This is a genomic window from Treponema sp., assembly GCF_052169735.1.
In the GTDB taxonomy this organism is placed as follows: domain Bacteria; phylum Spirochaetota; class Spirochaetia; order Treponematales; family Treponemataceae; genus Treponema.
On record NZ_JBQNBW010000034.1, the window covers coordinates 1 to 22,847 of the forward strand.

The following is a 22,847-nucleotide window of genomic DNA, read 5'->3' on the forward strand; positions in this document are numbered from 1 at the left end:
AACGCGCACACGATAATAAGCGATGTTTGCGCTTGCGCAAACTCGACGTGTTTTTAAGCCGCGCTATTTCAGCGGCTTAAAATAAATGCTGCAATGCGGGAAAAACTGATTGAATGCTGTGCGCTGGATTGGAGCGGTATTTCTCCGGCAATTTTCGGTGCGATGTTTCAGAGTGTGATGAAGCCGGAAGAACGGCACGCTTTGGGAGCGCACTATACCAGCGAAACAAATATCTTAAAACTCATTCATCCGCTCTTTTTAGATTCTCTGTGGGTGGAATTTGATAACTACAAACAGTACACCTCCGAAGCCCGTGTAACGAACTTGAACGCGCTGCATGATAAAATTGCACATTTAACCTTTCTTGACCCTGCCTGCGGCTGCGGGAATTTTTTGGTTATTGCATACCGTGAGCTGCGTCTTTTGGAACTCGCGATTATTGAAGAATTGAAAAGCGCGGATCAGCAGCTGCTTGATGTCGGCGAATATATCAAGGTAAATGTTAATCAGTTTTACGGCATAGAGCTTGAAGAGTTCCCCGCTCAAATTGCACAAACGGCCCTGGAGTGATACAATAAAAGTGCAGTGCCAAAATTGCCGAAAAAGAGAGGAGGAAAGGCAATGAAACGGTACGATGAGAACTTTAAAATCGAGGCATTGAAGCTGTCAGACGAGATCGGAGTGAAGAAAGCGTGTGAACAGCTTAACGTGAACTATGGAAGGTTTATTTTCAGCCGCTGAAATAGCGCGACTGAAAAACACCGCGAGTTTGCCATCCGGCAAACATCGATCATCAATTGCACTTTTTCATTTCATTGCAAAAGTGCGGTAATTCGCAATCCTCGCCTTTTGATAAAGGCTGCGGTTGTCGAATTTATTGGAACCGAAAGCTCAAACAGTCAAGCGGATCAATGCTTATTTAGCCGATGCGCAAAATGTGTTTATTGATAGTAGAAGTTCGGTACTTGATACACAAACTAATCCGATGGTGTTTGGCAGTATGCCGAATGACGGCGGTAATCTCATTATAGAAGAAAATGAATACGCCTCCTTTCTGCAACAAGAACCGGAAGCTGAACGGTATATCCGTCCGTTTTTGGGGGCGGAAGAGTTTATCAATAATAAAAAACGATATTGTCTCTGGCTTTTGAATGCGGAACCTCAGCACCTAAAAAAATGCCCGCTCATTGTAGCACGCATACAAAAGGTGCGGGAACACCGCGAAAGCAGCAGCCGTGAGGCAACACGGAAACTTGCGCAAACACCATCCCTCTTTGGAGAAATCCGTCAGCCGGAGTCGGGACATTATCTCCTCGTACCGAGCACATCATCAGAGCGCCGTAAATATATTCCGATTGGCTTTATGAATAGTTCTGATATTTCAAACAATGCGAACTTACTCGTTCCCAATGCAACGCTGTACGAGTTCGGAGTGCTTACTTCGCAAATGCACATGGCGTGGATGCGTACCGTATGCGGGCGGCTCAAAAGCGATTACCGCTATTCTGCACAGATCGTGTATAACAACTTCCCGTGGCCGGATGTTTCGGAAGCACAAAAGGCAGCGATTATTCAAAAGGCGCAAGCGGTATTGGACGCGCGGGCGCAGTTCCCCGATAGCTCCCTTGCCGACTTATACGATCCCAATACTATGCCGCCGGTACTCACCAAAGCGCACGCAGCCCTTGATTCCGCTGTGGATAAGCTGTATCGTAAAACAGCCTTCCCCAACGATGCCGCCCGTGTGGCTTTTTTGTTCGAGCTGTATGGGAAGAAGACGGAGGGGTTGCTTACGGGGAAGCGGAAACGAGGGAAGGGGTAGAAGTGTTTAGGGTATATACTATATTTATACAGGGAGAATGATTTTATGGAATATGCTACAATTCAGATAACAGTCCCAAAAGATATGAAAACGTATTTTACGGACAATTATAGCGGTGAATCAAACGAAGAGCTTGAGCGAAATGCACTCTTGCTATATCCCTATGTCTACAAAAAAGTCATTTCTCATGGTCGCGCAGCTGAAATTTTGGGAATAAAAAAACTCGATTTGATTGATTGATATGATGATATGGGCTTCCCTTATTTTGATATGGATATAACTGATGTTATGCAAGATATTCAAACATTTCATTCTCTTAAAAAGATAAAGACATGATAGTCATTTCAGACAGCTGTGGATAAGCTGTATCGTAAAACAGCCTTTCCCGATGATGCCGCCCGTGTGGCTTTTTTGTTCGAGCTGTATGGGAAGAGGACGGAGGGGCTGACTTCATCTGCTAAGAGAGCGAGAGTTCATTAAATGCTTTCCCAGTTGTCCAAAAGCTAGTCCTTTGCGGGACAGCTGGGAAGTTTAAGCTAAATGTGATACATTAGTAACTAATAGGGACTTAGGTGTAAAAATGAAAGCAAATATTAATCAATTAGCTTCTTTTAGTTTAATTAGTGTGCAATGGCATAAATATAATAAAACGTATTTAGATAATTTTATACCTCTATTTTGTACAATGTTTATTGATCAAAAAATATCAAAAATAGAAATAAAAGATTACGGGACTCTGGTCTCTCAATTTAATGCCATTTATTCTATTGATTTGCCATCTTATATTATTCAGCCAATTATAGAAAAGCTTTGCCAACAAGAATTGATATCACAGGAGCTGATTTCATATAAAGTTAATACTGATAAAATTTTTGATAATCACTTGTATATTGCAGATATACAAAGACAATGTCGAAAAAAGCAAAATGATGTGATTAAAGCTTTTCGTGTGTATACACAGGAAAGATTTAATAAAATTTTTACTGATACAGACGCTATAAGACTTTTATCAAAATTTATAATGCGTCATGATATATCACTATTTTTTGATGAAAGCATTGTATGGTCAGAGGATATATTGGCTGATGAAGAATACTATCTAGCAGGTTCTTTCATAAAAGAGCTAAATGATAATAATTCTACGATGTACCAGACTATTGTAGAACTTGCGGTAGGGAACATTGCCTTTAATGCTTTGCAAATGACTTTCTTACCGACAGGAGTTGAAACCTTAAAAAAATGCGTAGTTTTCCTTGATGCTTCCCATCTTTTCCCCTTACTTGGTGTAGATCAAAATGAACGACTAGAAACAATAGAATTAATGATCAAAACTATTCATACAAAAGGAGGTTTTGTTAAGATTTATAAACATACGTATGATGAAGTAAAAGAAATTCTTGAATCAGCAAAAAAGTATATTGAATCTCCACTATATGATCCATGCAAAGCAACTAAAGCTCTCTTTTATATGCGTCAAGAAGGATTTTCTTTGACAAAACTTGACACCATATCTGCATCTTTCGATAGAATATTACGAGAATATAAAATCACTATAGAAAAAGAAATCCCAGATAGAAAACTAGGTTTAGATGAAAAGAAATTAGCACAGTATATAAAGACTAAATGTACTCATAAACGATTTGAATCGGAAGAGTTTTATGAAAAGAGAACGGAACGAGATGTCCATTCGATTATTTTTACATATGAGAAACGAAAAAATTTGGAAGCAAAAAATTTTATTGATGCTAAATACTTATTTATTACTGAAAATCCAATTTTACCTTTAGCAAATAAAAATATGTTAAAAGAATTGAAAATACATACTGATAATATTGTATTATCTGCAATTCCTGAAACATTACTTTGTTCTTATTTATGGCTTGGCTCTCCAGAAAAGGCCAAAGAATACATGACTTTTGAACTGTTAGCAACAGCTCTTTCGGCTATATCACCAACACCTGAAATTATACAAAAAGTAAAAATAGAGATTCAAAAATTATATGATAACAATAATATCTCTAAAGATGACTATCAAATAATGGCAGCCGAGTATTTGATAAAAGATGCTCTATCAGAAAAGACCTTAAATAATCCTGCTAATTTAAATGCTGCCGATATATCAGGACTAATTGAGTATGCAAAAAATAAACTAGCGATTGATGAACGTCAAAAGAGAAAGGAAGTTGAAAATACCTTAGCTATGTTATCATCTGATACAGAAAAACGCAATGATGCGAGGCGTGATAAAGCAGAAGCAAAAGCTAAGAAAGATACAGATAGGCATATTTATCGATATCGGATTTTTTTTATACTACTGCATATAATTTTACCAGCAGCAATTTCTGGTATACAGTATATATGTGGCAAAAATAATATTTTAATTAATATATTAGCATTTATAGTAAGTATAGTAGTATATTACTGCAATATTGAAAAAGAATTTTCTCTATCCAATAAAAGAAAAGTCTTACAAAAAAGATATTTAAAAAAATGGTATGAAGAATATGAGCTTGATACTTCTGAATTAGAAAAAATATAAAGCTGAATAAAAAATATTTTAGAGGGTTTCCGTAGATGTGATTTGCAATGTTTTAATTTAAGTTATTATACTATAAAGACTTAAATTAAAACTCGTTGGGCATCTCTAAAAATCTAACCGAGTTTTTAGAGATGCCCAACGAGTTATATCTTTATATTCTGCTATACTTTTATCTGATACAAAAGGTCGTTTTACGCCCATAAAAGAAGTACTGCAGATGATTAAGCTTGAATTAGAAGATGAATTTGGTTTACGCACCACATAATCTCACACCTCTGCTATTTTCTCAGCGTATTAAGTTCTCCAAAAAGTTTATGAATATGCAAAGCGAAGCAGATATACCGTCATCATTCCGATTTCTTTCTTCTAATTTTTTTGCTATTTTCTAATCATAAGGCAGCCCCTCTAAGTTTTGGCAGTTTATTGAAGCGCAGTCCCCTCTTTCCACGATTCAAAAATATACTCACGGGATTGATAGAAAAAAAATCCGTGTTATAATTTGAAATTGCCCCGTTAATCCAAGACGAATAAACAGAAATCAATGTGTTAACAATACAATCAATAGATTCGTTTTCTGCGCAAATATCTTCAATAAGGCGTTCCTATACTGCGCCGATTGTCCAATAATTAGGAACTTCATAACAACACCGTAAGACATTATCAAAGTCTCCTGATTTTACATTATAAATGGATATAACTTCGTCGGTGATTTTTTCAATCAGTTTGCAATGAAGCGTATCAGTATCTAAACGGTAGTTTATCTCAACCGGCTGCTAAACAGGATAATATTCATACAGGAACAAAGGAAAAGCGTTTAAGATTGCTATTCTTCCATTTGGATTAACATATTTATCCAATTGACTATCAAATATATGTTGTTGAGAAATTACAGATTTCTCTTGCGGTACGCTATATGAATCTGCACAGATGAAATGGGCTTTTTTGATATTTATTTCTTTTACCGTTATCCAATTATCTTGTATGCTCTGTATCTTCTTTGGATCTTTCGGTATTTTTAAGTCTGATGATTTATTTATTCCAAAGCAAATAAAATCGAGATTTTTATAACACGATTCAGCATTGACCAATGCTTTAAATGCTCCATCAATGGATGCTTTGACAGTATAATCTTTATAATCGTTATCAGGCAAAGAATTTTTAAAGTATCGAATGGATTCAACCATTGGGTAGTTAATATAAAGTTTTCCTTTATCAGTCTCATTATTAAAATAGCATAAAAGTTCTTTAATTCGTGTATGTTGTTCTTCAATCGTAAGCCTATTATAGGCATCGGGTTGCTTTATATCATAATCAAAAAATAAATAGATTTCAGAAATTTCATCGGAAAAAGATAGTTCTTGCAATATGTTTGTTGTTTCGGGATGAGCACGTTCTTCTTCTTTTAAGAGTTGGATCAATGCAAAAGAATCCGAAGCTCCGAAAACATCATATTCGGTCATTTTTTGATATAAAGAATAAATATTACTGCAATACGAAACAATAATTTCATTTTCATCTTGCCGGTTAAAAAATAAATAGTCCATCGTTTTATACAAACGCGGTTCTTGTTTTTTCCCTTCAAAGACAAATAAAATCATTTCCCGAATGCGCCGCCACGATAGAGTTTTTCGAGATTATGTCCAAGCCGCAATTCCTTTTGGGTGGCGTTGTGAGCATTTACAATTCTTTCCTTTGAGCAAATATAAAAGCAATCCGGACGCAGTAGATCATTCGTAAAAAGTGTGGTATTGTGTGTAGTAAGGAGCACTTGACAGTTAACTTCTTTCAGCTTTTGCACGACAAATCGTGCAAGCTCAAAATGGTAAAACGCATCAAATTCATCAATACAGATAAATGAAGGACACTTTTCAGGATTTTGCACATCTTTCAGCCAATAATACACAAGCAATAACGAATTCATACCGGTAGAGCAAGCGTCGAAAAATTCTAATTTTTTTTCTCCGTGTTGAATATATAAGCTTTCGGTACCGCTATCATTACTGTGGGTGAGCTCTTCAGTAAAACCTGCTGTACGGAAAAATTGCTGTAGGTCTTCAAAATGGTCAGTTTGTATAATCTCGTCCATCATATTACCATGAGCAATCGATGTATAACCGATAAAGGAGCGGGTGTCCAACGACCAAAACAAGAGCATCTTATCTACAAAGTTAAAAAGCTCATAAAAGATACGGTTTTCAACCGTATCTGTCAGAAGACTATTATTTTTAACCCACTTTAAAGCAGAGATTTGCAGATTCGACAAGTCTTTATTGATAGTTTCCGTACCGACAAGCGAAATAATAAATTCATCCGTTGAGCGCGACTTATCGTACTCAATTACTGTTTTACCATCAATAATCAGTGTTTCTGCAATAAATGTATTGATGCTTTGTTTTTTATATTGATATATAACCTCTTTATGTTGAAACCTGAATCGATACTCAAATTCTGCCGGATTATCGACATGAAATATATTTATATAATTTTTATATTCACTGATATTCGCATATTTATCAGTCAAATTACTAACAATATCAAATAAGCCGATAGCAAGTGATGATTTTCCGCTCGCATTTTTACCGTACATAATAGCGGTCTTTACAATATTATCTTCTACAGCCTCAGAATGAAATTCATAATGACCGGTTGCTGAAAAATCAAGCGCTACGGCTTTTTCAAACGCTTTGAAATTTGCTACGGTAAATGATTTGAGCATAATAATAGCTTCCTTAAAATGGATTCATTTATATTATCGCCAAAACTGTAATAAACTCAATAGCATCGTAAAAAAATTACGGATATTGTCCCTTCAACAACAATCAACACCGTTTTGTTACTTTGTATTTTCCGTGTTTTTCTCGGCATAAAACAGCTCCTTCAATACATTGACGTTCACAAGCGGTAAGGCACCGAATTTGTCAGCATTATACAGTTTTTTGCGCGAAACTCCTTTACGGATCCCTGTATAGTCAGTGATGCTATTGTATACACTATTACCCTTATCCGTTTTATAGCAAAACCAGACTTCATCATCCCGTAAGAGACCGGAATCTAATAAATCTTGATCATGTGTGGTAAAAATGAGTTGTGACTCTGTAGCAACATACAAAAAAAGCTCGAGAAACGTCTCTATCAATTTACGGTGCAATGACGTTTCAAGTTCATCTATAGAAATAATGTAAGCAATGTTTTCGTATTTCAATGAGTGCAATAGTGCGCTCAGTTCTATCATCCGTATTGTTCCTGCCGACTCTTCATCAATTGATAGCGTATAGTCATAATTATCATAGCGATGTGTTACTTGTACATCTTGCACTGTCAATTTTCCATTGTAGTTTACGACACGTTCTTGCATTTCTTGGGGAAGCGTTGCCGCTAAATCTTCGGTAATCGGTATATGTTCAACCTTTATATCGCTGATTGTTCCCATATCAGAAGCAGAAAGTAATTGCACAAGATAGTCCTTAAATTGAGGGAACCGAGGTCTTATGTGAGCAAACGCGTTCCCTCGTAAAAACTCGTTTGACATACCTATTATCCCGGAAAAAAACACGCTTAAATAGAGTGTTAAATGTTCTAGTGCAGGAAATGGAAGCTGCTGACATGCCGAAAGAAGCGAACAATTCGGACGTACGAGATTTTCAATTGCTTTCTTAGGACCGGGAATATCACTACCCCATTTTATACCTGTATGCTCATCCCTCATAACGATCAGTTTTTTCTGTCCTTTCGGTGCATAATATACCAATTCGTAGACAACAGCGGTACGGGTAAGTTTTAGGTTATATTCATAGCGGGTATAGCCTTCGGTATCGTTATTTTTTAGATACAAGATAATTTCAAACGCACCGGGCTGATTTTGAAGCTGCGGATCAAACTTAAACGGAGTAAAATCAATTGCATCATCCGGTTTTAAGCGGGTAAATGAGCTAAGCATAAAATACGCATAAAAGCGAAGCGCCTCAAGTATGTTTGTTTTCCCTGAAGCATTTGCGCCGTATATACACGCCATTTTGAGTATTTTCTTACCGTTACAGTCTATACAGTGCAGCCCGTCGGTTGCGGGATCGTTCCGCGCCGATTCAAAACTAATGGTTTGCCTTTCACTAATAGAAAATGTATTTGTTATAGAAAACTCAAGCACCATAGCGCAGCTCCTCTATCATCAACTGCGCATACAATACCATCTTTTATCCATAAAATACAAGCTATTTTTGCTGAAGACTTGCAAAAGCGAGATCAATTTCTAGTTAACGTGCATACAACTTTTGTATCATTATAAGGCAGGGGTTCTATGTTTCTTCGGTGTAGTACACTTTGTAGAATTTCCCTTTTTTGTCCGTACCTTGTTCGATGTTTTTGCTATTGCCGTCGATAACGATTTTAATTTTTTTATCCAATTGAATAACCCGTTTGAACAATCGCTGCTGTTTTTTTCGTGCGGTTTCAGAAATAGGAAAGCTAGTGTCTATTGATGTACCGTTTTCATCTTCGCAGCGTTGTTTGTAATGATGGAATTTTTCAATGATATCGGGTTCAATCATAACTTCATTGGTAAAGTCATCAATATCACAAGTATCTTTATCTTTAAAAAAATCTAAAGATTTATTCAAAAGATTAATTTGATCGGCTTTTGTAGTGCCTAACTCTTTGGGCAACTCTTGTGTAACAAAGTTTTTTGCTAAGGTCATAAAATTTTGGGTATTGGTATATTCATCTTTACGGCGACGAACATGTAGAAAATCATTAAGCCAATAACGGGCTTCAGCACCTTTTCCAACATTATCTACTACAGCAACTACATAACCGCTTTCTCGCTCTTTGTTAAAAATGAGACAACCCTTATCCAATTTTTTAATATTGATACCTTTTTCAGTTTGTAAGTTAAAATTACCGTTCTCCTGTAGAACTTTTAAAAAGGTATCTTTATTTTCAGATTTAAATAAACCTACTGCATCAAGCGTTTCGCCGTCTAAAATACAATCTTTGAAATAAACGGTATAAAACTCGCCACCCTTGATTTTAGGATGAATGCTTTGCTCATAGAGGTGCTTGGCTAAATTGACAGATTGCTCATACAACTGTTCTTTATTATCAAAAATTTTTGACGCATAGGTATATACTTCATTCAACGCTAAATCACTTTCATGGTGAAATTGATAAAATTCTTCGGAAGTAAAGGGGGGAAGGAAGTAGGATATCAAAACTTCATTAATTAAATTATTATCTAATATTGAACGAGAAAATGAAAAATTCTCTCCTCGTAATTTATTACCAACTTTGTGTACTGATACATTTTCAATATAAACCTCAATAAAAGAAATCATATCTTTTTATACTCCTTTAATTTTTCGTCGATTAAACGTCTAAACTCATTTTTTAACTCACTATCAATTTTTTGTATACTTGTAACTTTTAATTTATCTTTACGCGCCACATTAGTTATGCCTTTAAATTTGAATAAACCATCAGGTTTTGGTTTATTTTTTAGTGCATCAGAAAAATTTATATCAACAGTATAGCTGCCTGATATACCTCTTATATTATATTGGTATTCTATTTTCAGTTCTTCAGCAAGAATAATTTCTTTTATATAATCAGATTGTAGTTCATTGACCGAATCTAATCTATTCCCTTGTAATTGAGTTTTACATTCTTTTCCTTTTTTATCTTGATATTCTAAAGGAATATCTAAAGATTCATCATACATATACTTAAATAATTTTGCATCACATTCTTTAAAAATAGTAGAGGAGGCTATATTGGTAAAACTCAATAAAAAGTTTACTCGTTCTCTATTTTTAAAATCTGAAAATTTTGTCTCAATAGCAATACTATCTATTTTACCTCTTTTGATAAGTTCTTGAGACAGTTTTGAAACAATCCTTTTTGCGACAATTCTTGCTGATGATGAGTTATAATCCTTAGAAAAATCTAATGTCTTTGTTTGCCTATCTACTGCTACAATAACTTTTGCAGTACTATAAGAAGTGCTAACCAGTGCTTGCGTATTCGGGATTTTCGTGGCTAATTGTACTGTAATGCAAAAATTATCATTGTCACCTTGTGGATATATTGGTGTAAATGAAAGTATGTCAGCTTTTAAACCATGTTGTAAATCAGAAACACTGATCATATCAGTGGTAAATAAATCTTTAATTTTTGAATCCTTATCCAATAAATCAAAGCGCAGAGAACTTGAACTAAACGGTTTATCTTTAATATTCACTATATCAACAATAGATTCAATGTCTATTGGACTAAATAATATACTGGTCATTAATTGAAGTATTTTTGCTTTTGCTGTTGTTTTAAAGATAATTCCCTTGTTTTTTAAGAATAATCTGAGATCTCCAGGTCGAATAGCATCTGAATTTAAAAAAGGCTTTAAAGAATCACCATACGGAAGATATTCTATCAAGTGTGGTTCTATTCTTAATTTTTTCCCCTTATTTCTTGTTTCATCAAAATGACTATCCTTTAAATTATCTGATATATCTACCGGAACTTTTGATAAATCTATAGAATTGCATAAATTAAACTTTTCGATTCTTATTTTTTTAATTAATTCATTGTTTCTATAGTTACGAATAACTTCATTTACTTCATTGTGATATTGTTGCTCATAATCTGAAAAATATATCTTATACTCATTTGCTAACCCGCTTGTTAGACGTATTAATAACCATATTAGTTTTTTTAACCTTTCTTTGCTGTATGGATCAGAACAAAAAAGTAAAACGCTAATTTTTTGCTCATCTTCTTTTACAACAGGTAAGATTGAAGAATTAATATATTGAGGTGGTAAATATGTATCTCTCTTCCCTATATTATCCATCTGTGAATTATCTTCTGTGATCGGATATAAAAATTTTGTGACTTGGTCTTTTCTATATTCTCTAGCAGTAATAATAGAACTGATAATAAAATCAATTTGTTTATTATCGACAGTATAATATATTACATTATTATGTAAATATTGTTTTTTAAAACAATCAGACAAGTTTGGCATTTTTTTATTTTTTTCGGCTTCATCAAGCGACAGAATAAATTGTATATAGTGTTCCATTGCATTTTCTGTAATAATTGTTTTATTGTCAATTAATTTTTGTCTTACTTTATCGAAACTATAGATTTTGCTTTTTATTTCTTCTGAAAAGTTAAAAGGATATCCGGCGACCAAATCTGCATTCACATAAATAATATCCTGTTTACCATCTTTTAACGGACTATCTTTATCACCCCAATAATCTAATTGAAAAATTTCATCTTTTTCTAATTTTTCATTGTAAATTGTTACCTTCTCTTGGAAATTAAACGCATCCCAACCTATCAATTTTAGAATATGTTTGATGATAGTAGATTCCGGATTTTCATTTACAGCAGCAGAAGCAGGAAGTAAGAGTGAATAAAGACTATTTTCTAAATAAGTTTCGACTGATTTTAACGTACTTAATAAAGTATTCTCAAACTCTATACGTGTGATATTTTCACCTTTTATAGCTTCTTGGAATATTTGCTCATTCATTGCTTTAGCAAACAATCTCCCTAATCGGCTACCAACGTGCGGTTTTTGTCTATTTTCAAAAAATTCATTAATTTTTACAATAATCAAGTTTTCAAAATCTTGAATTGATATATCTCTATTTATAATTAGAACATCCCCAATTTTATTATTTTCAAGCAGCCGCAATTTTGAGTCGACATACCCAACTAATATTAGTTCATATTCATCTGCAGCTTTTTTAGTACTTTCTACTAACTCATTTGCCCAATGCTCAGCAGACGAAAATGTAAAAATATTTTTTGATGACTTTACCTGAACAAATTTCTTCTTTTTATCTTTATATGTCCATCGTATATCGACTTTTTCAGATTCATCATTGGGTTCTACGGAAATAGTTTCCCAATCCAATTTAAAAGAATCTAGTAAAGATACAAGAGATTGAACCAAATATCCTTTTATTGCATAGCTTCCATTCATACTTTTTGTCTTTCCTCCTCTCACAACCACTTATCCAATATCATCTTTTTCTTTTCTGTACAAGCAGCCATCACCGCTTTTGCCGCAGCAATCTCGGATTCGTAAGTTTCTATCTCTTTGACAGCCTTCCGCTGTTCTTCAATCGGAGCAACCTGCACTGAAAGGCTTTTAATTCTGTCAATCGAAGCTCTATAACTACGGCTAAATCCGGCTTTTTTGCCCTCTTTTTCAAGCAGGTAAGCCATATATTTAGGCAGGATATCATCCGTTTTTATTCTTAAAACTCCGCAGTGGTCGGTCGGATAAAAAGGAATACCGGTATCAACGATATTCACCATCCAATCGCCATCTATTCCCCATAACACTGAAGACTTTGAAAAATCTTGAATAAGGAGTTTATCAATCATTCCGAACGGTTCAAACACATTAGCACTGTATACCGGGATACTATATTGAGGACTTACTTCCGAATTAAGAACCCTTTTGCCAATAGAAATATCGAAAACAGCGGTATTTGATAACCTGAATGTTACCCCCCCCTAACATTTGTAATAACTTCAAGGCGTTCAAATACTTGAGCAATTTTCTTTTTGTATTCTTCTATACTCATTCGGCTCGTGTTGTATTCCTCATCGACTTTCTCGCATTCAGCTACGATTTTTCGTTGTATGGGAAGCGGAGGAAGAGGAATTTGAAATTCTGCAATTTTGTTGGAAAGATTCTGAATATTTGTACCACTGCTTTGAGAACGAACTGCGTCACGCATCCTTTCAGTATTTAGCGTTTCATATAAAAACTGAGGAAGTAAATTTTTATCAAAAACTCTTAAAATCCCCATAAAGCCGCCTGCATAATAAGATTGGTTTTCTTTAATAAATGCAATCTTTCCAACATGTTGCTTACTGCCACTTGAAAAACACATAAAGCAATCATTTTTTCTTAATTGCTTTTCTTTATCAAATGAAATCATATCAGATACAAATATTTCTTTTATTATTTCAAATTGCCCTTCAAGCGTAATATTATCTGCTGTAAGAACAATATTTTTTGTTTTCTCTTGTGTTTGATATTTTTTATCAAAAGTCACTCCTCGTATAATAGTGACAAGCTCTTCTAATCTTACCAACGGATACTTGCTGTTTATTTCAATTTTTTTATCGGGGGTCAGTTTTATTGCTTTGTTAAAACTAAGCCGAGAGAAATCGATCATATCGCTTAAATTCGCTAAGGTACAATACGGCTTTTTATCTTCGTCAAGATTAAGCACTGCATCATCAGAAAACCGAAAGCGAATAGCGGCAGCGATCGTCCCGGCAGCGTTACGGTCGTGTTCATTGTAGAGCATACCGCCGGGTGTGTGTATCTGTATACCTTCGGAACCTTTGCGGTTGCTCCAGTCGTATCCTAAAAAGCGTTTCTGTTCGGTGTTATCACTGGGAGCAGTAACAATCAATATTTTTTGTTTGTACGTTAGTCCAAAATAGAAGAGCTTTTCACATTCAATCGGTTTTGCATAATTATAAAACTCCTGTTTTAACCGTTCTGCTTGCTCCTCTTTATTCAGTTTTCTGAATAGATTCGATTCTTGCAGTTTTATAATTTTGGGTAGCTTCTTAAATCCTTCAGCATACATATTCAGATATTCGCATTGCTTAAAACCGTTATATGAAACGGTTTGAGTAGTAAAGTTTTGATACTCTTCTTTTGTTACCCGTATCTTTTTCAAATACGCTTCTAAAATCTCAAGATCTTCCCATTCTGCCGTTTCCGCCGCTTGAATAATAGCATCGGCGCTATCCTGTTTGAGATCACTTTGCTTGGGCGGCTCATGATATTTTTCCAGAAACAGCACGACCGTATTTGTTCCCGTTGCGCCGAATGTTTTACTTCCAAATTGCACAATTGCACGAAGCATAAAATTTTTCAGAAGAATTTCCCGCGCACCGATATAGCTATTGCTATCGTTACTCAAAATTGAAGACGGCAAAATAACGGCTGCCATTCCCTTAGGTTTCAATAATTGAGCGATACGCTCAACAAAGAGCGTTTCAATTTCACTCCCATCATTCGAAATCCTATTGAGCAGTTCAAACGTATTATTTTTTAATTTCAGGTGAGATTTAAAAGCCGAAACACTGTACGGAGGATTAGCAACCAAAATATCAAAGGCATTATTTTCAATCTGTTTTTCCGGCTTGTTTTCCAGACCGTCGCCGAAAATGATATTTCCTCCGCCTGCGCCGTTCATAAAAAGCGATATCTTTGCAACGCGAGCCAATCGATAATCTTTTTCGATCCCGAAAATATGCTTTTCAACCCAGCTATTATTTCCATCCGTTTGCAGTCGCTTATTGATACTTTCTACCGCTTCGGTAAGAAAGTGCCCTGATCCGCAGGCGTAGTCGATTACTTTGGGTATCTTGCTTAGCGGCAAGCTGTCCCAAATAAACCGCGTGATGGGCATCGGTGTAAAAAACTGACCTTCGCTTTGTTTGAAGCCCTTATTCAAAAGCTGCTCGAATAAATCTCCTAAAAACTGATGTTTCGACGGATACACAATTCGGTGGTTTTCAAAAAGCTGAACGACTTCTACTAAAATTTTCCCGTTCTGTAAGAACAATTCTTCATTATGTACATCCTTGAATGAAAAGTCATTATTTGAATAAAATTTAAGAATACGGATCGTCTTTTTTAAATCTTCAATTGCCTTTGTGCGCTTATGACTGGTGTAGTTTTTAAAGAGATTTTCAGCGTAGTCGTTTGATACATAAAAGATTTTTTCACCCATAAAATTTTCCATGCCTTCGGTATGGAGCCGCTGTAAGCGGTCTTGAAGCGTTTCGTATGTATCAGTGCCTTGCCGATATTGAAAATCTACCTCATCCGTATCATTCTTTTTTATTTCATCAACGAGTTTACAGATAAAAAGAGCTACCAATCGGTTAAAGGCATTTTCTTTGTCGCTGACATTGTTATGCCGCAAAATTTCTTCAAATTTATTTACAATTTTATCGTCCGGGTCGAAATCTTTCAAATCTTTTTTACATAACGGGTGGACACCGATACTATACGCCTGCGTTTCTTCGCCAACTAACAGCCCCTGCCAAAGTTTTTGTCCATAGGTTTCAGTCCACGCTGTAAAATAGTCAAAAACCGACGTTGCATTTTTATAAAGCGGTACGGCTGAATCTCCTTCCGCTATTTTTATAACATTGGTATCGTCAGTACAGTCTATGGTTTCTTCTCGAAATATGAGTTTACTGTCTTTCCAATCAGATGTGTATAAAGCTATCCACTTTGTGCTGCGCTCTTGCTGCCAATATGAAAAAAGCTGCCCGCCGTCCGCTTGTAGCGATTTCAATGCTTTGGAATATTCTTGTCCGGCTGTCTTACATTCGATAATACACAATGTATTTTTGCCGTCTTCATCATAAACACAAATATCGGCTTTACCGCCTTTGCTGTCATGTCCGAGGTTCCAGCGCTTTTCCAGTTCAATATGCTCAGGGCGATAGCCTTTTTCCAATAACCGGTGTACGCATTCAAAGACCACAAAGTTTTCAGGATGTGCAAAATTACAGGTTGTCCGGTCATTTATTTTTACTGCATCCGGATAAATCAATTCGCATTTATTCCAATCAGCGCTCATCACATCACCGGTAAGAACACTGATCTTTTTAGAAAATATATTTTTGCTCTCGGTAAACTTTAGTTCCCGTAATACTTGTTTGAAATTATTCCTGTCAATCATGCGTAAATCCCTGTTTTTATAATATGGCAGCTTTCTAAAACTTTATAACTAGGACGATGATACCACATTCCGCTGTTTTTTTCTATCTTCAGCACAACAGTTCATCGCAGACAGTATAGCCCTTTGGCGTAGTATATTCTCCGGTAATACCCCTCCGCATAAATAACCGGTAGTCCAAACTCAACAAAACTTCCGGTATGGTATCTCTAAAGCCGAAATAATATTGACATCATCAATAAATCTATCTACAATAAAGATAAAAGGAGTTACCACTATGGCACAGACAAACATAAATATCCGTATAGATGAGGACTTAAAAAAGCAGTTTGAAGCTTTTTGTTCCGATATTGGAATGACCATGACAACAGCATTTTGCGTATTTGCAAAAGCGGCAGTTCGGAAACAAAAAATACCCTTTGAAATAGCAACAGATCCGTTTTACACTGAAAGCAACATGGCGCATTTACGTCGTGGCATTGCAGCATTGAATGCAGGAAAAGGCGCTGAGCATGAGCTGATCGAGGCGGACGAATGAAAAAGATATGGTTTGATGAAGCTTGGGAAGATTATGAATATTGGCAAATGCAAAATAAAAAAACAATAAAACGCATCAATATACTGCTTAAAGATATTGAACGGAGAAGCTTTGACGGTATAGGTAAACCGGAACCTCTAAAGGGTGAACTGAATGGTTTTTGGAGCCGCCGTATTGATGAAGTGAATAGGCTTGTATATCGAGTAAGTACAAATACTTTAGAAATCCTTTCCTGTCGCGGACATTACGAGAATTAATTGCTGGCACCAATATCCCGCATCGATAATGTTTTGTAAATAGAGATATTTCGTTTTTGCATATTTTTTACGTGCAATAGAATGATAAGAGCCCCTATGCTATAATGAGCCGCATGAAACAACCCAACATTCCGCAGCAAACGCATTTTATCGGGGTTCTCCTCCCAGAGGATATAACCCTTACTCTTGAAGATTGCCGCCATTATATGAACGAGGTTTACGGCTGCAAGTCAGGGCATGGTACTCCCATCCATGTTACACTCGTCCCTCCGTTCAGATTGCAAGAAGAATATTCAACAGCTGATTTAATCAGCGCGATTGAAAAAGAAGTCTTACCTCAGGGCTTAGGTTTTACTGCTCATATTGATAACTTTGATGCGTTTGGAGATAGAACACTTTTTGCAAACGTCGTTGCAGGTGATGCGTGGACAAAACTCCGCGATAAAACGGTACAAGCAATTTTGAATGCCAGTCCGGGCTGTGCTAAAAAAGACAAAAAGCCTTTCCAGCCTCACGCAACTGTTGCAAATCGGGATATTCCTGTAGGCATAATGACGAAGGCGCTTCAGGTAATGAACGAGCTGAACCTTGCGGAAGACTTTCCGGTTGATAACATCACGATTTTTGAGCGCAAAGGCAACAGGTGGGAAGAGGGGGTGATACTAGAGTTGAGCGGAGCCAACTGTTAGTCTAATTCTGGCTTCAATTATTTGCTTATTTGCTTCTTTTCTGAAACTTGACAATCTTGTTTTGACATAATTCCAGAAAACACCGAGCTTTCCGGCTTCTGCTTCCGACAGTTCCGGCGCGCTTTTTCCTCCTTGAAATATCAGTCTAAATATAGTAATATAAAAAGACTGGAGGCTCGTATGATAACAAATGTTCAGGAATGTATAAAGCCGATTTCATACATAAAGACAAATGCCGCTGATATGATGAATTTTGTGAATAACAGAAAAGAACCGCTTATCATTACGCAAAATGGGGAATCACGGGCAGTTTTGATTGATGTTGAATCGTATCAGGAAATGAAGAATGCATTTACTTTGCTGAAAATAATGCAACTTTCTGAAAAAGATGTAAAAGTCGGAAAAACGAAACCAGCTTCGGAAGTTTTTGCAAATTTGAGAAGGCAGTACAAGCTTGGAAATTAAAGAAGTTATTATTTCTCAATTTGCAGAAGATGATTTGAATGAAATTGTTGAGTATTATTTTTCTTTAAATCCCAATTATGTAGAGAATATCGTTTCTGAATTTGAAACAAATGTATTGTCTTTACAGCAGTATCCGAAGCGAGGAAGAATAGTTCCTGAATTGGATCGGCAGGGCATTTCACAATATAGAGAATTAATTCAAGGATACTATAGAATTGTGTATGAAATTTCGGAAGACAAAGTAATAGTTCATACAATTATTGATGGTCGAAGAAATTTTGAAGATATAATCATTTCAAAATTGTTCCGTTATTATGGAAACAACAGCTAGCCTCCGCTTCAAATCAGACATTTGTTTTGGCATCGCTAGCGAATAAAGTCTATTATAAAATAATAAAGCCGCCGACACTGTCAGGCGTGCTTGTAGGAATATCCACCAAAGCGGATTGCGAATCAGTTTTTTTAGCCCCCCCCCCCCCCACACACACACAACCTTTACGCTCCCTCCGCCGATGTTTTAAACTTCTCGATTTGATTTTGGACAGAGCCGGTTATTCTGTTGATGTGCTCGGCTTCTTGCATGACGGTGTGTTCAGCTCCGGAGATTTCGTTCATACCAGCAAGGATTTCGCTTATGCCGGTGTTCACTTTTGCGGCGAGAGATTCGATTTTACCGCCGGTGCACGCAAGCTCTGACGAAACGCCCCCAAGCGTATGCGCACTCGAAGCGACCAGCTCTTGCTGACGGCGTACATTGCGTACTGCCCCCTGAATAGCATCCGCCGCCCCGGAAACGGTTTTAATTTGCTCACGCATTGAAATAAACGCCTGCCCTGTTTGGTGTACGCCGCTATCAATATCGGTAAAGGCTGTCTTTGTCTCCTGGGTAATATCCGAAGCCGACTGCACCCTGCCGATAATGTCTTTGAGGGAATAGGCTATGGATTCAGCGTTCTTCTTTGCATCGTCGGCAAGTTTGCGGATTTCTTCTGCAACAACCGAAAAGCCCTTGCCGTATTCGCCTGCGTGCGCCGCTTCAATGGCTGCATTCATTGCAAGCATATTGGTTTTCTCTGCAATATCGTTAATCATTTTAACAAACGAAGCGATAGTCTGAATGCGCGTGTTGATATCCGTTACCATGTTTTCCGTTTCATCCATACGGATAATCCCTGATTCAGATTTAGTTTCCAGCGATTCATAAAACGATTCCAGCCGTCCAATCTCTTCTGCAATAATAGAAAAGCTGTTTATCATCTCATCCGCTGCTTCTGCTGATGAGGCACACGCCTGTGTTTGCTGCCGAATAGCTTCTACGAGATTTTGTGCAATACCAGAAATATTTTTGCTCAGCTCATTCGTGTCGCCAGCATCCTGCTTCAGCAATTCTACCGATTTTGAAAATGCCTCCGTATTACTGCGAATTTGGTCAATGGAGGCGACCGTTTCCTGCGATGCGGCAAAGAGATTTTTTTCTACGCAGCATATCTGCACCGCATTTTCCTTTAAATCAGCAATCATCACATTCAGATGTGCAATAAAATTATTAAAGGTACGTGCCGTGTCGGAAATTTCGTCATTCCCTTTTACTTCAAGCCGAATACTCAAATCCGCCGTTCCCAGACCTATTTCATCCAGATTCTTGCGGAGTTCTGCCAGCGGACGCACAAAGAAAACCGTCACCAAAAACACAACAACCGCAAGACAGGCTATACAGAACAAAAATACCGGAATAACCGTCAGCCATACCGAACGCATAAGCTGTTCTTGCCGCCCGGTATAATCCGAATCAACCGCAATAAGGTACCGGTTTGTAGAATCAGCACTGTCAAGCGGCATAAAAAACGACTGCACAGTCCCGAAGCGGCTGCGGTATGGAGAGGCGGTGAAGGTTTCGGTATTCGTTTTAAGCGATTGTATCAGCTCAGCAGGCGGATCGCTCAGCGTAAAAAATGAATCCGCTCCGTGTGTCGCCATCAAAACCTGCGGCTGCCCGTCTGCATTTCTGATCAGCCAGATATTATGCACACCGGTTTGCTCTTGCAGTCTATCCAACCTCCACCACAGCGTCAGAAACGGTTCTTCTGTAACGGTATCTGCTGTCAGTATATCCAAAGGACTACCGCTGCACATCCCTTGTGCTCCTGCCGCGGTTATGTGCAGTGTTTCTCGTACTGCCGCCGATGCATCCAGCGCACTCTTATGCCGCAGCACAAAAAATCCGAACGTCAAAAAAATCATAATCGACGGAAAAAATACCATAATGAGCTTAACGGACAACGTGCGTCTTATTCGCAGCATAGGAACCCCTTTTTTGAAAATATACGGCGCAAACCGCTGATACCGTTTGTAATGATATTGCTTCCAATACACTTATGCAAGACTAACCATAGGTATAGAGCATCCACTAAATTCGGAAACTTTCATTTGTAAATGTGTATCTCGTTTTGCTCATTTCTTGCTTCTCCCTCATGCTCTTTGCTCTTTCCACCTTAATTTTTCTGTTCTACAGGCGCATTATACAAAAACCTTGCGGCTTTCCCGCTTCTTACCGCTTAGCAGCTGTTCGTTGTATCCGAGGCAGGTTGCTTATTGCGCTACGCACGAATAGAAAACAGCCTACAGCAATTCTGATAAACGAGCGTACACAACGATTCTATCAAACTCTGCCGGTATTCACTTGCACGCTGATAGGTATACCGGATATGCAGCGGGGTATTTACCTCCCGCTTGACCGGTTCCGGTGAAAGGTAGGGAGCATCCGTTTCCAAGAGGAGCTTATCCGCGGGAACCATCCGTACCAGATCTGCAATTTCTTTCTCGGTTGCTGCATCCGCTCTATAGGTGATAGTTCCCGGAAAAGAAAGATACCACCCCCGCTCCAAAAAAGCTTCCGCTTCTTTTCTCCCGTAGGAAAAACAGTGGATAACCCCTCTATGCCAGCCGACCTCATCAATGCAGCGAAGTGTGACCTCAAATCCGTCACGGGAATGGATAATAACGGCAAGTCCATAGCGCTTAGCAAGTTCCAGCTGCGCCTTAAACAGCTGCTCCTCCCCTGCAAGATCAGCTGTTCCGGTACCGGCAGCGCCCGCGTGGTTCCAATAGCGGTCAATCCCGCATTCCCCAACCGCTGCATATCGCTGTCCGCTGTTGAGAATAGCACGGATGTCAGCTTCGCACGCAACCAAAGCTGTTTCTTGCTGCTCTATCGCAGCACGTCCCGGCCACAATCCTGCCGAAAAATGAATAAAATCCGGCACTCGCCCCTTTTCACCCCATGCGTCAGCAACTGCACGGTAGCGCGGTGTAAAATCTCCTGCATCGGTACCAATATCCATCACAAAAGGGAAGGCTTCTTCCTGCATTGCTTGCAGCATGAGCGGAAAATGTGCCGATTTTTGGGAAATATGACGTAAATGACAATGTGAATCCGTAAACAATCTTGACCACCTATATATTTTTCGGTATAGTATAGCATCTTTGCCGGAGTGGTGGAATTGGTAGACACCAGGGACTTAAAATCCCTTGACTGGAAACGGTCGTACGAGTTCAAGTCTCGTCTCCGGCACAACTTCCTATCTCATACTGTCTTTAATCCTGTTCACAATACTAAAGGTCGTCTCTATTTCTATTTGAAAGTATATACTTTAGTATTTGCAACCACCGCTTCCGGCATTCCCCATATACTCAAATATACATCTATTAGAAACCCACCATTTGTGACAGCAGACTGAAGCATTCAGTTTTTATTCTCAATATTTTCCAATCTCTTCCGATATTGTCCATATGGAGGCTCTCATAAATATATCAAATCTTGAGCTGCCCTCTAAAGCTATGGGAGGATTTTATGAAAAAATACTATGCATTTGCAGCGATCTTAGGATTTGTACTGCTTTTGCCGCTCTGTGCAGCAGAAGTGCTTACTGCGGAAACGTATGCATCTTATTACGGCGAAGCTTTTAATGGTAAACCGACCTCAAGCGGAGAGCTTTTTGACATGAATGCTTATACGGCTGCTCATAAAACACTGCCGTTCGGTACATTCCTTGAAGTAACTAATCTTGAAAACGGAAAAAAGGTAGTTGTCCGCATAAATGACCGCGGACCTTTTGTTGCTAATCGTGAACTTGATTTATCAAAAGCAGCAGCAGAATCACTTGGGATGGTTAACAAGGGGATTACACGAGTCGCTATTAAAAAGGTAGACTCCCTAGAACATGCAGCGCTTGTTGCAGTAAATGATACCTACACGAAACAGCAGCGTACACTTCCGGATCAAACAGCATCAGGAGATAATCAACCGGAAGCGGTACCCGTACAACCGCAACATACGCAACAAGCAGAGGGGCAAGAACAGACCGTACAAGCTCAGCAGCAGCAAATGCAGCACGAATCGGCATCGGCAGCTCAAAAACAAGAAGCGCCCAAATACAACAGCGCAAGAGAATCATTAGCTGCGCAAAAGTCAGCTTCAAAACAGGCAGCCTCCATTGACCCTGTGTATACTCCGACCAACTCACAGGAAACACCCGGAGTACTGTGGAGAATTCAGCTAGGAGCCTTTACGCGGGAAGAAAATGCATTACGGCTTGTTGTAGACTTACGCAAAGCAGGGTTAGAACCAGCCTATGAACGTACGGAAACCTCAGTACGGGTAGTACTTCCCGGCATTCGCCCATCGGATCTTGAAAATGTAAAACAAGCTTTAGCAGAGCACGCATTTGGCGACTATGTTATTCGGCAAGAAAGCTGGTAATCAAAAAAACGATGTAGCATGAGAGCTTTAACTCTCACCACAAATA

Annotated in this window: 20 protein-coding genes and 1 tRNA gene; 12 read left to right on the forward strand and 9 right to left on the reverse strand. The window is 37.9% G+C overall.

Going from position 1 to position 22,847, the window contains the following annotated elements; all coding sequences use genetic code 11:
- Positions 1–93 precede the first annotated feature (93 nt).
- The 5 genes from ACTTJ8_RS06920 to ACTTJ8_RS06940 all read left to right on the forward strand — a co-directional run bounded on the left by ACTTJ8_RS06920 (position 94) and on the right by ACTTJ8_RS06940 (position 4,361).
- Positions 94–570, forward strand: a complete 477-nt coding sequence (locus ACTTJ8_RS06920; protein WP_442720730.1) for a DNA methyltransferase — start codon at positions 94–96, stop codon at positions 568–570.
- 307 nt (positions 571–877) lie between these two features.
- On the forward strand, positions 878–1,822 hold the full coding sequence (locus ACTTJ8_RS06925) for a type IIL restriction-modification enzyme MmeI (RefSeq protein WP_442720731.1): 945 nt from the start codon (positions 878–880) through the stop codon (positions 1,820–1,822).
- Positions 1,823–1,867: 45 nt separating this feature from the next.
- On the forward strand, positions 1,868–2,062 hold the full coding sequence (locus ACTTJ8_RS06930) for a hypothetical protein (protein ID WP_442720732.1): 195 nt from the start codon (positions 1,868–1,870) through the stop codon (positions 2,060–2,062).
- Between the two features lie 114 nt (positions 2,063–2,176).
- Positions 2,177–2,302, forward strand: coding sequence for a type IIL restriction-modification enzyme MmeI (locus tag ACTTJ8_RS06935; protein WP_442720733.1), 126 nt, complete (start codon positions 2,177–2,179; stop codon positions 2,300–2,302).
- Positions 2,303–2,402: 100 nt separating this feature from the next.
- Positions 2,403–4,361, forward strand: coding sequence for a hypothetical protein (locus tag ACTTJ8_RS06940; protein WP_442720734.1), 1,959 nt, complete (start codon positions 2,403–2,405; stop codon positions 4,359–4,361).
- Between the two features lie 773 nt (positions 4,362–5,134).
- Here ACTTJ8_RS06940 and ACTTJ8_RS06945 read toward each other — a convergent pair.
- From ACTTJ8_RS06945 to ACTTJ8_RS06975, 7 genes are all read right to left on the reverse strand, one after another.
- A complete protein-coding gene (locus ACTTJ8_RS06945; protein ID WP_442720735.1) occupies positions 5,135–5,959 on the reverse strand; it encodes a hypothetical protein in 825 nt (274 codons plus the stop codon).
- A complete protein-coding gene (locus ACTTJ8_RS06950; protein ID WP_442720736.1) occupies positions 5,956–7,077 on the reverse strand; it encodes an AAA family ATPase in 1,122 nt (373 codons plus the stop codon). Before ACTTJ8_RS06950 ends, ACTTJ8_RS06945 begins: the two co-directional genes overlap by 4 nt.
- Before the next feature lie 117 nt (positions 7,078–7,194).
- Positions 7,195–8,508, reverse strand: coding sequence for an AAA family ATPase (locus ACTTJ8_RS06955; RefSeq protein WP_442720737.1), 1,314 nt, complete (start codon positions 8,506–8,508; stop codon positions 7,195–7,197).
- Between the two features lie 145 nt (positions 8,509–8,653).
- Complete coding sequence (locus tag ACTTJ8_RS06960; RefSeq protein WP_442720738.1) at positions 8,654–9,688, reverse strand: nucleoid-associated protein; 1,035 nt, start codon at positions 9,686–9,688, stop codon at positions 8,654–8,656.
- A complete protein-coding gene (locus ACTTJ8_RS06965) occupies positions 9,685–12,345 on the reverse strand; it encodes a hypothetical protein (RefSeq protein ID WP_442720739.1) in 2,661 nt (886 codons plus the stop codon). Before ACTTJ8_RS06965 ends, ACTTJ8_RS06960 begins: the two co-directional genes overlap by 4 nt.
- Before the next feature lie 20 nt (positions 12,346–12,365).
- Complete coding sequence (locus tag ACTTJ8_RS06970; RefSeq protein WP_442720745.1) at positions 12,366–12,842, reverse strand: restriction endonuclease subunit S; 477 nt, start codon at positions 12,840–12,842, stop codon at positions 12,366–12,368.
- 32 nt (positions 12,843–12,874) lie between these two features.
- Complete coding sequence (locus ACTTJ8_RS06975) at positions 12,875–16,096, reverse strand: N-6 DNA methylase (RefSeq protein WP_442720740.1); 3,222 nt, start codon at positions 16,094–16,096, stop codon at positions 12,875–12,877.
- A 274-nt stretch (positions 16,097–16,370) separates the two neighbouring features.
- On the opposite strand from ACTTJ8_RS06975, the gene ACTTJ8_RS06980 reads away from it, so the two are divergent.
- The 5 genes from ACTTJ8_RS06980 (at position 16,371) to ACTTJ8_RS07000 (ending at position 18,373) form a co-directional block, all read left to right on the forward strand.
- Positions 16,371–16,631, forward strand: coding sequence for a type II toxin-antitoxin system RelB/DinJ family antitoxin (locus ACTTJ8_RS06980; RefSeq protein ID WP_442720741.1), 261 nt, complete (start codon positions 16,371–16,373; stop codon positions 16,629–16,631).
- On the forward strand, positions 16,628–16,888 hold the full coding sequence (locus ACTTJ8_RS06985; RefSeq protein ID WP_442720742.1) for a Txe/YoeB family addiction module toxin: 261 nt from the start codon (positions 16,628–16,630) through the stop codon (positions 16,886–16,888). Before ACTTJ8_RS06980 ends, ACTTJ8_RS06985 begins: the two co-directional genes overlap by 4 nt.
- A 113-nt stretch (positions 16,889–17,001) precedes the next feature.
- The gene (locus ACTTJ8_RS06990) at positions 17,002–17,577 is read left to right on the forward strand and encodes a 2'-5' RNA ligase family protein (RefSeq protein ID WP_442719632.1); all 576 of its coding nucleotides are present in this window, start codon (positions 17,002–17,004) and stop codon (positions 17,575–17,577) included.
- A gap of 180 nt (positions 17,578–17,757) precedes the next feature.
- On the forward strand, positions 17,758–18,042 hold the full coding sequence (locus ACTTJ8_RS06995; RefSeq protein WP_442716714.1) for a type II toxin-antitoxin system Phd/YefM family antitoxin: 285 nt from the start codon (positions 17,758–17,760) through the stop codon (positions 18,040–18,042).
- Positions 18,032–18,373: a type II toxin-antitoxin system RelE/ParE family toxin gene (locus ACTTJ8_RS07000; protein WP_442716715.1), complete on the forward strand. Its 342-nt coding sequence runs from the start codon at positions 18,032–18,034 to the stop codon at positions 18,371–18,373. Before ACTTJ8_RS06995 ends, ACTTJ8_RS07000 begins: the two co-directional genes overlap by 11 nt.
- Positions 18,374–18,537: 164 nt before the next feature.
- On the opposite strand, the gene ACTTJ8_RS07005 is transcribed toward ACTTJ8_RS07000, so the two are convergent.
- Together ACTTJ8_RS07005 and ACTTJ8_RS07010 are read right to left on the reverse strand one after the other, a co-directional pair.
- Positions 18,538–20,343 carry a methyl-accepting chemotaxis protein gene (locus ACTTJ8_RS07005; protein ID WP_442720743.1) on the reverse strand — a complete coding sequence of 602 codons (1,806 nt, stop codon included), beginning with the start codon at positions 20,341–20,343 and terminating at the stop codon, positions 18,538–18,540.
- 296 nt (positions 20,344–20,639) lie between these two features.
- Positions 20,640–21,485, reverse strand: coding sequence for a TatD family hydrolase (locus tag ACTTJ8_RS07010; protein WP_442720744.1), 846 nt, complete (start codon positions 21,483–21,485; stop codon positions 20,640–20,642).
- 42 nt (positions 21,486–21,527) lie between these two features.
- Between ACTTJ8_RS07010 and ACTTJ8_RS07015 the strand changes: the two genes are divergently transcribed.
- Both ACTTJ8_RS07015 and ACTTJ8_RS07020 read left to right on the forward strand, forming a co-directional pair.
- Positions 21,528–21,613, forward strand: a tRNA-Leu gene (locus tag ACTTJ8_RS07015).
- Positions 21,614–21,892: 279 nt separating this feature from the next.
- Positions 21,893–22,801, forward strand: coding sequence for a septal ring lytic transglycosylase RlpA family protein (locus ACTTJ8_RS07020; RefSeq protein WP_442716718.1), 909 nt, complete (start codon positions 21,893–21,895; stop codon positions 22,799–22,801).
- The last annotated feature ends 46 nt before the right edge of the window (positions 22,802–22,847 follow it).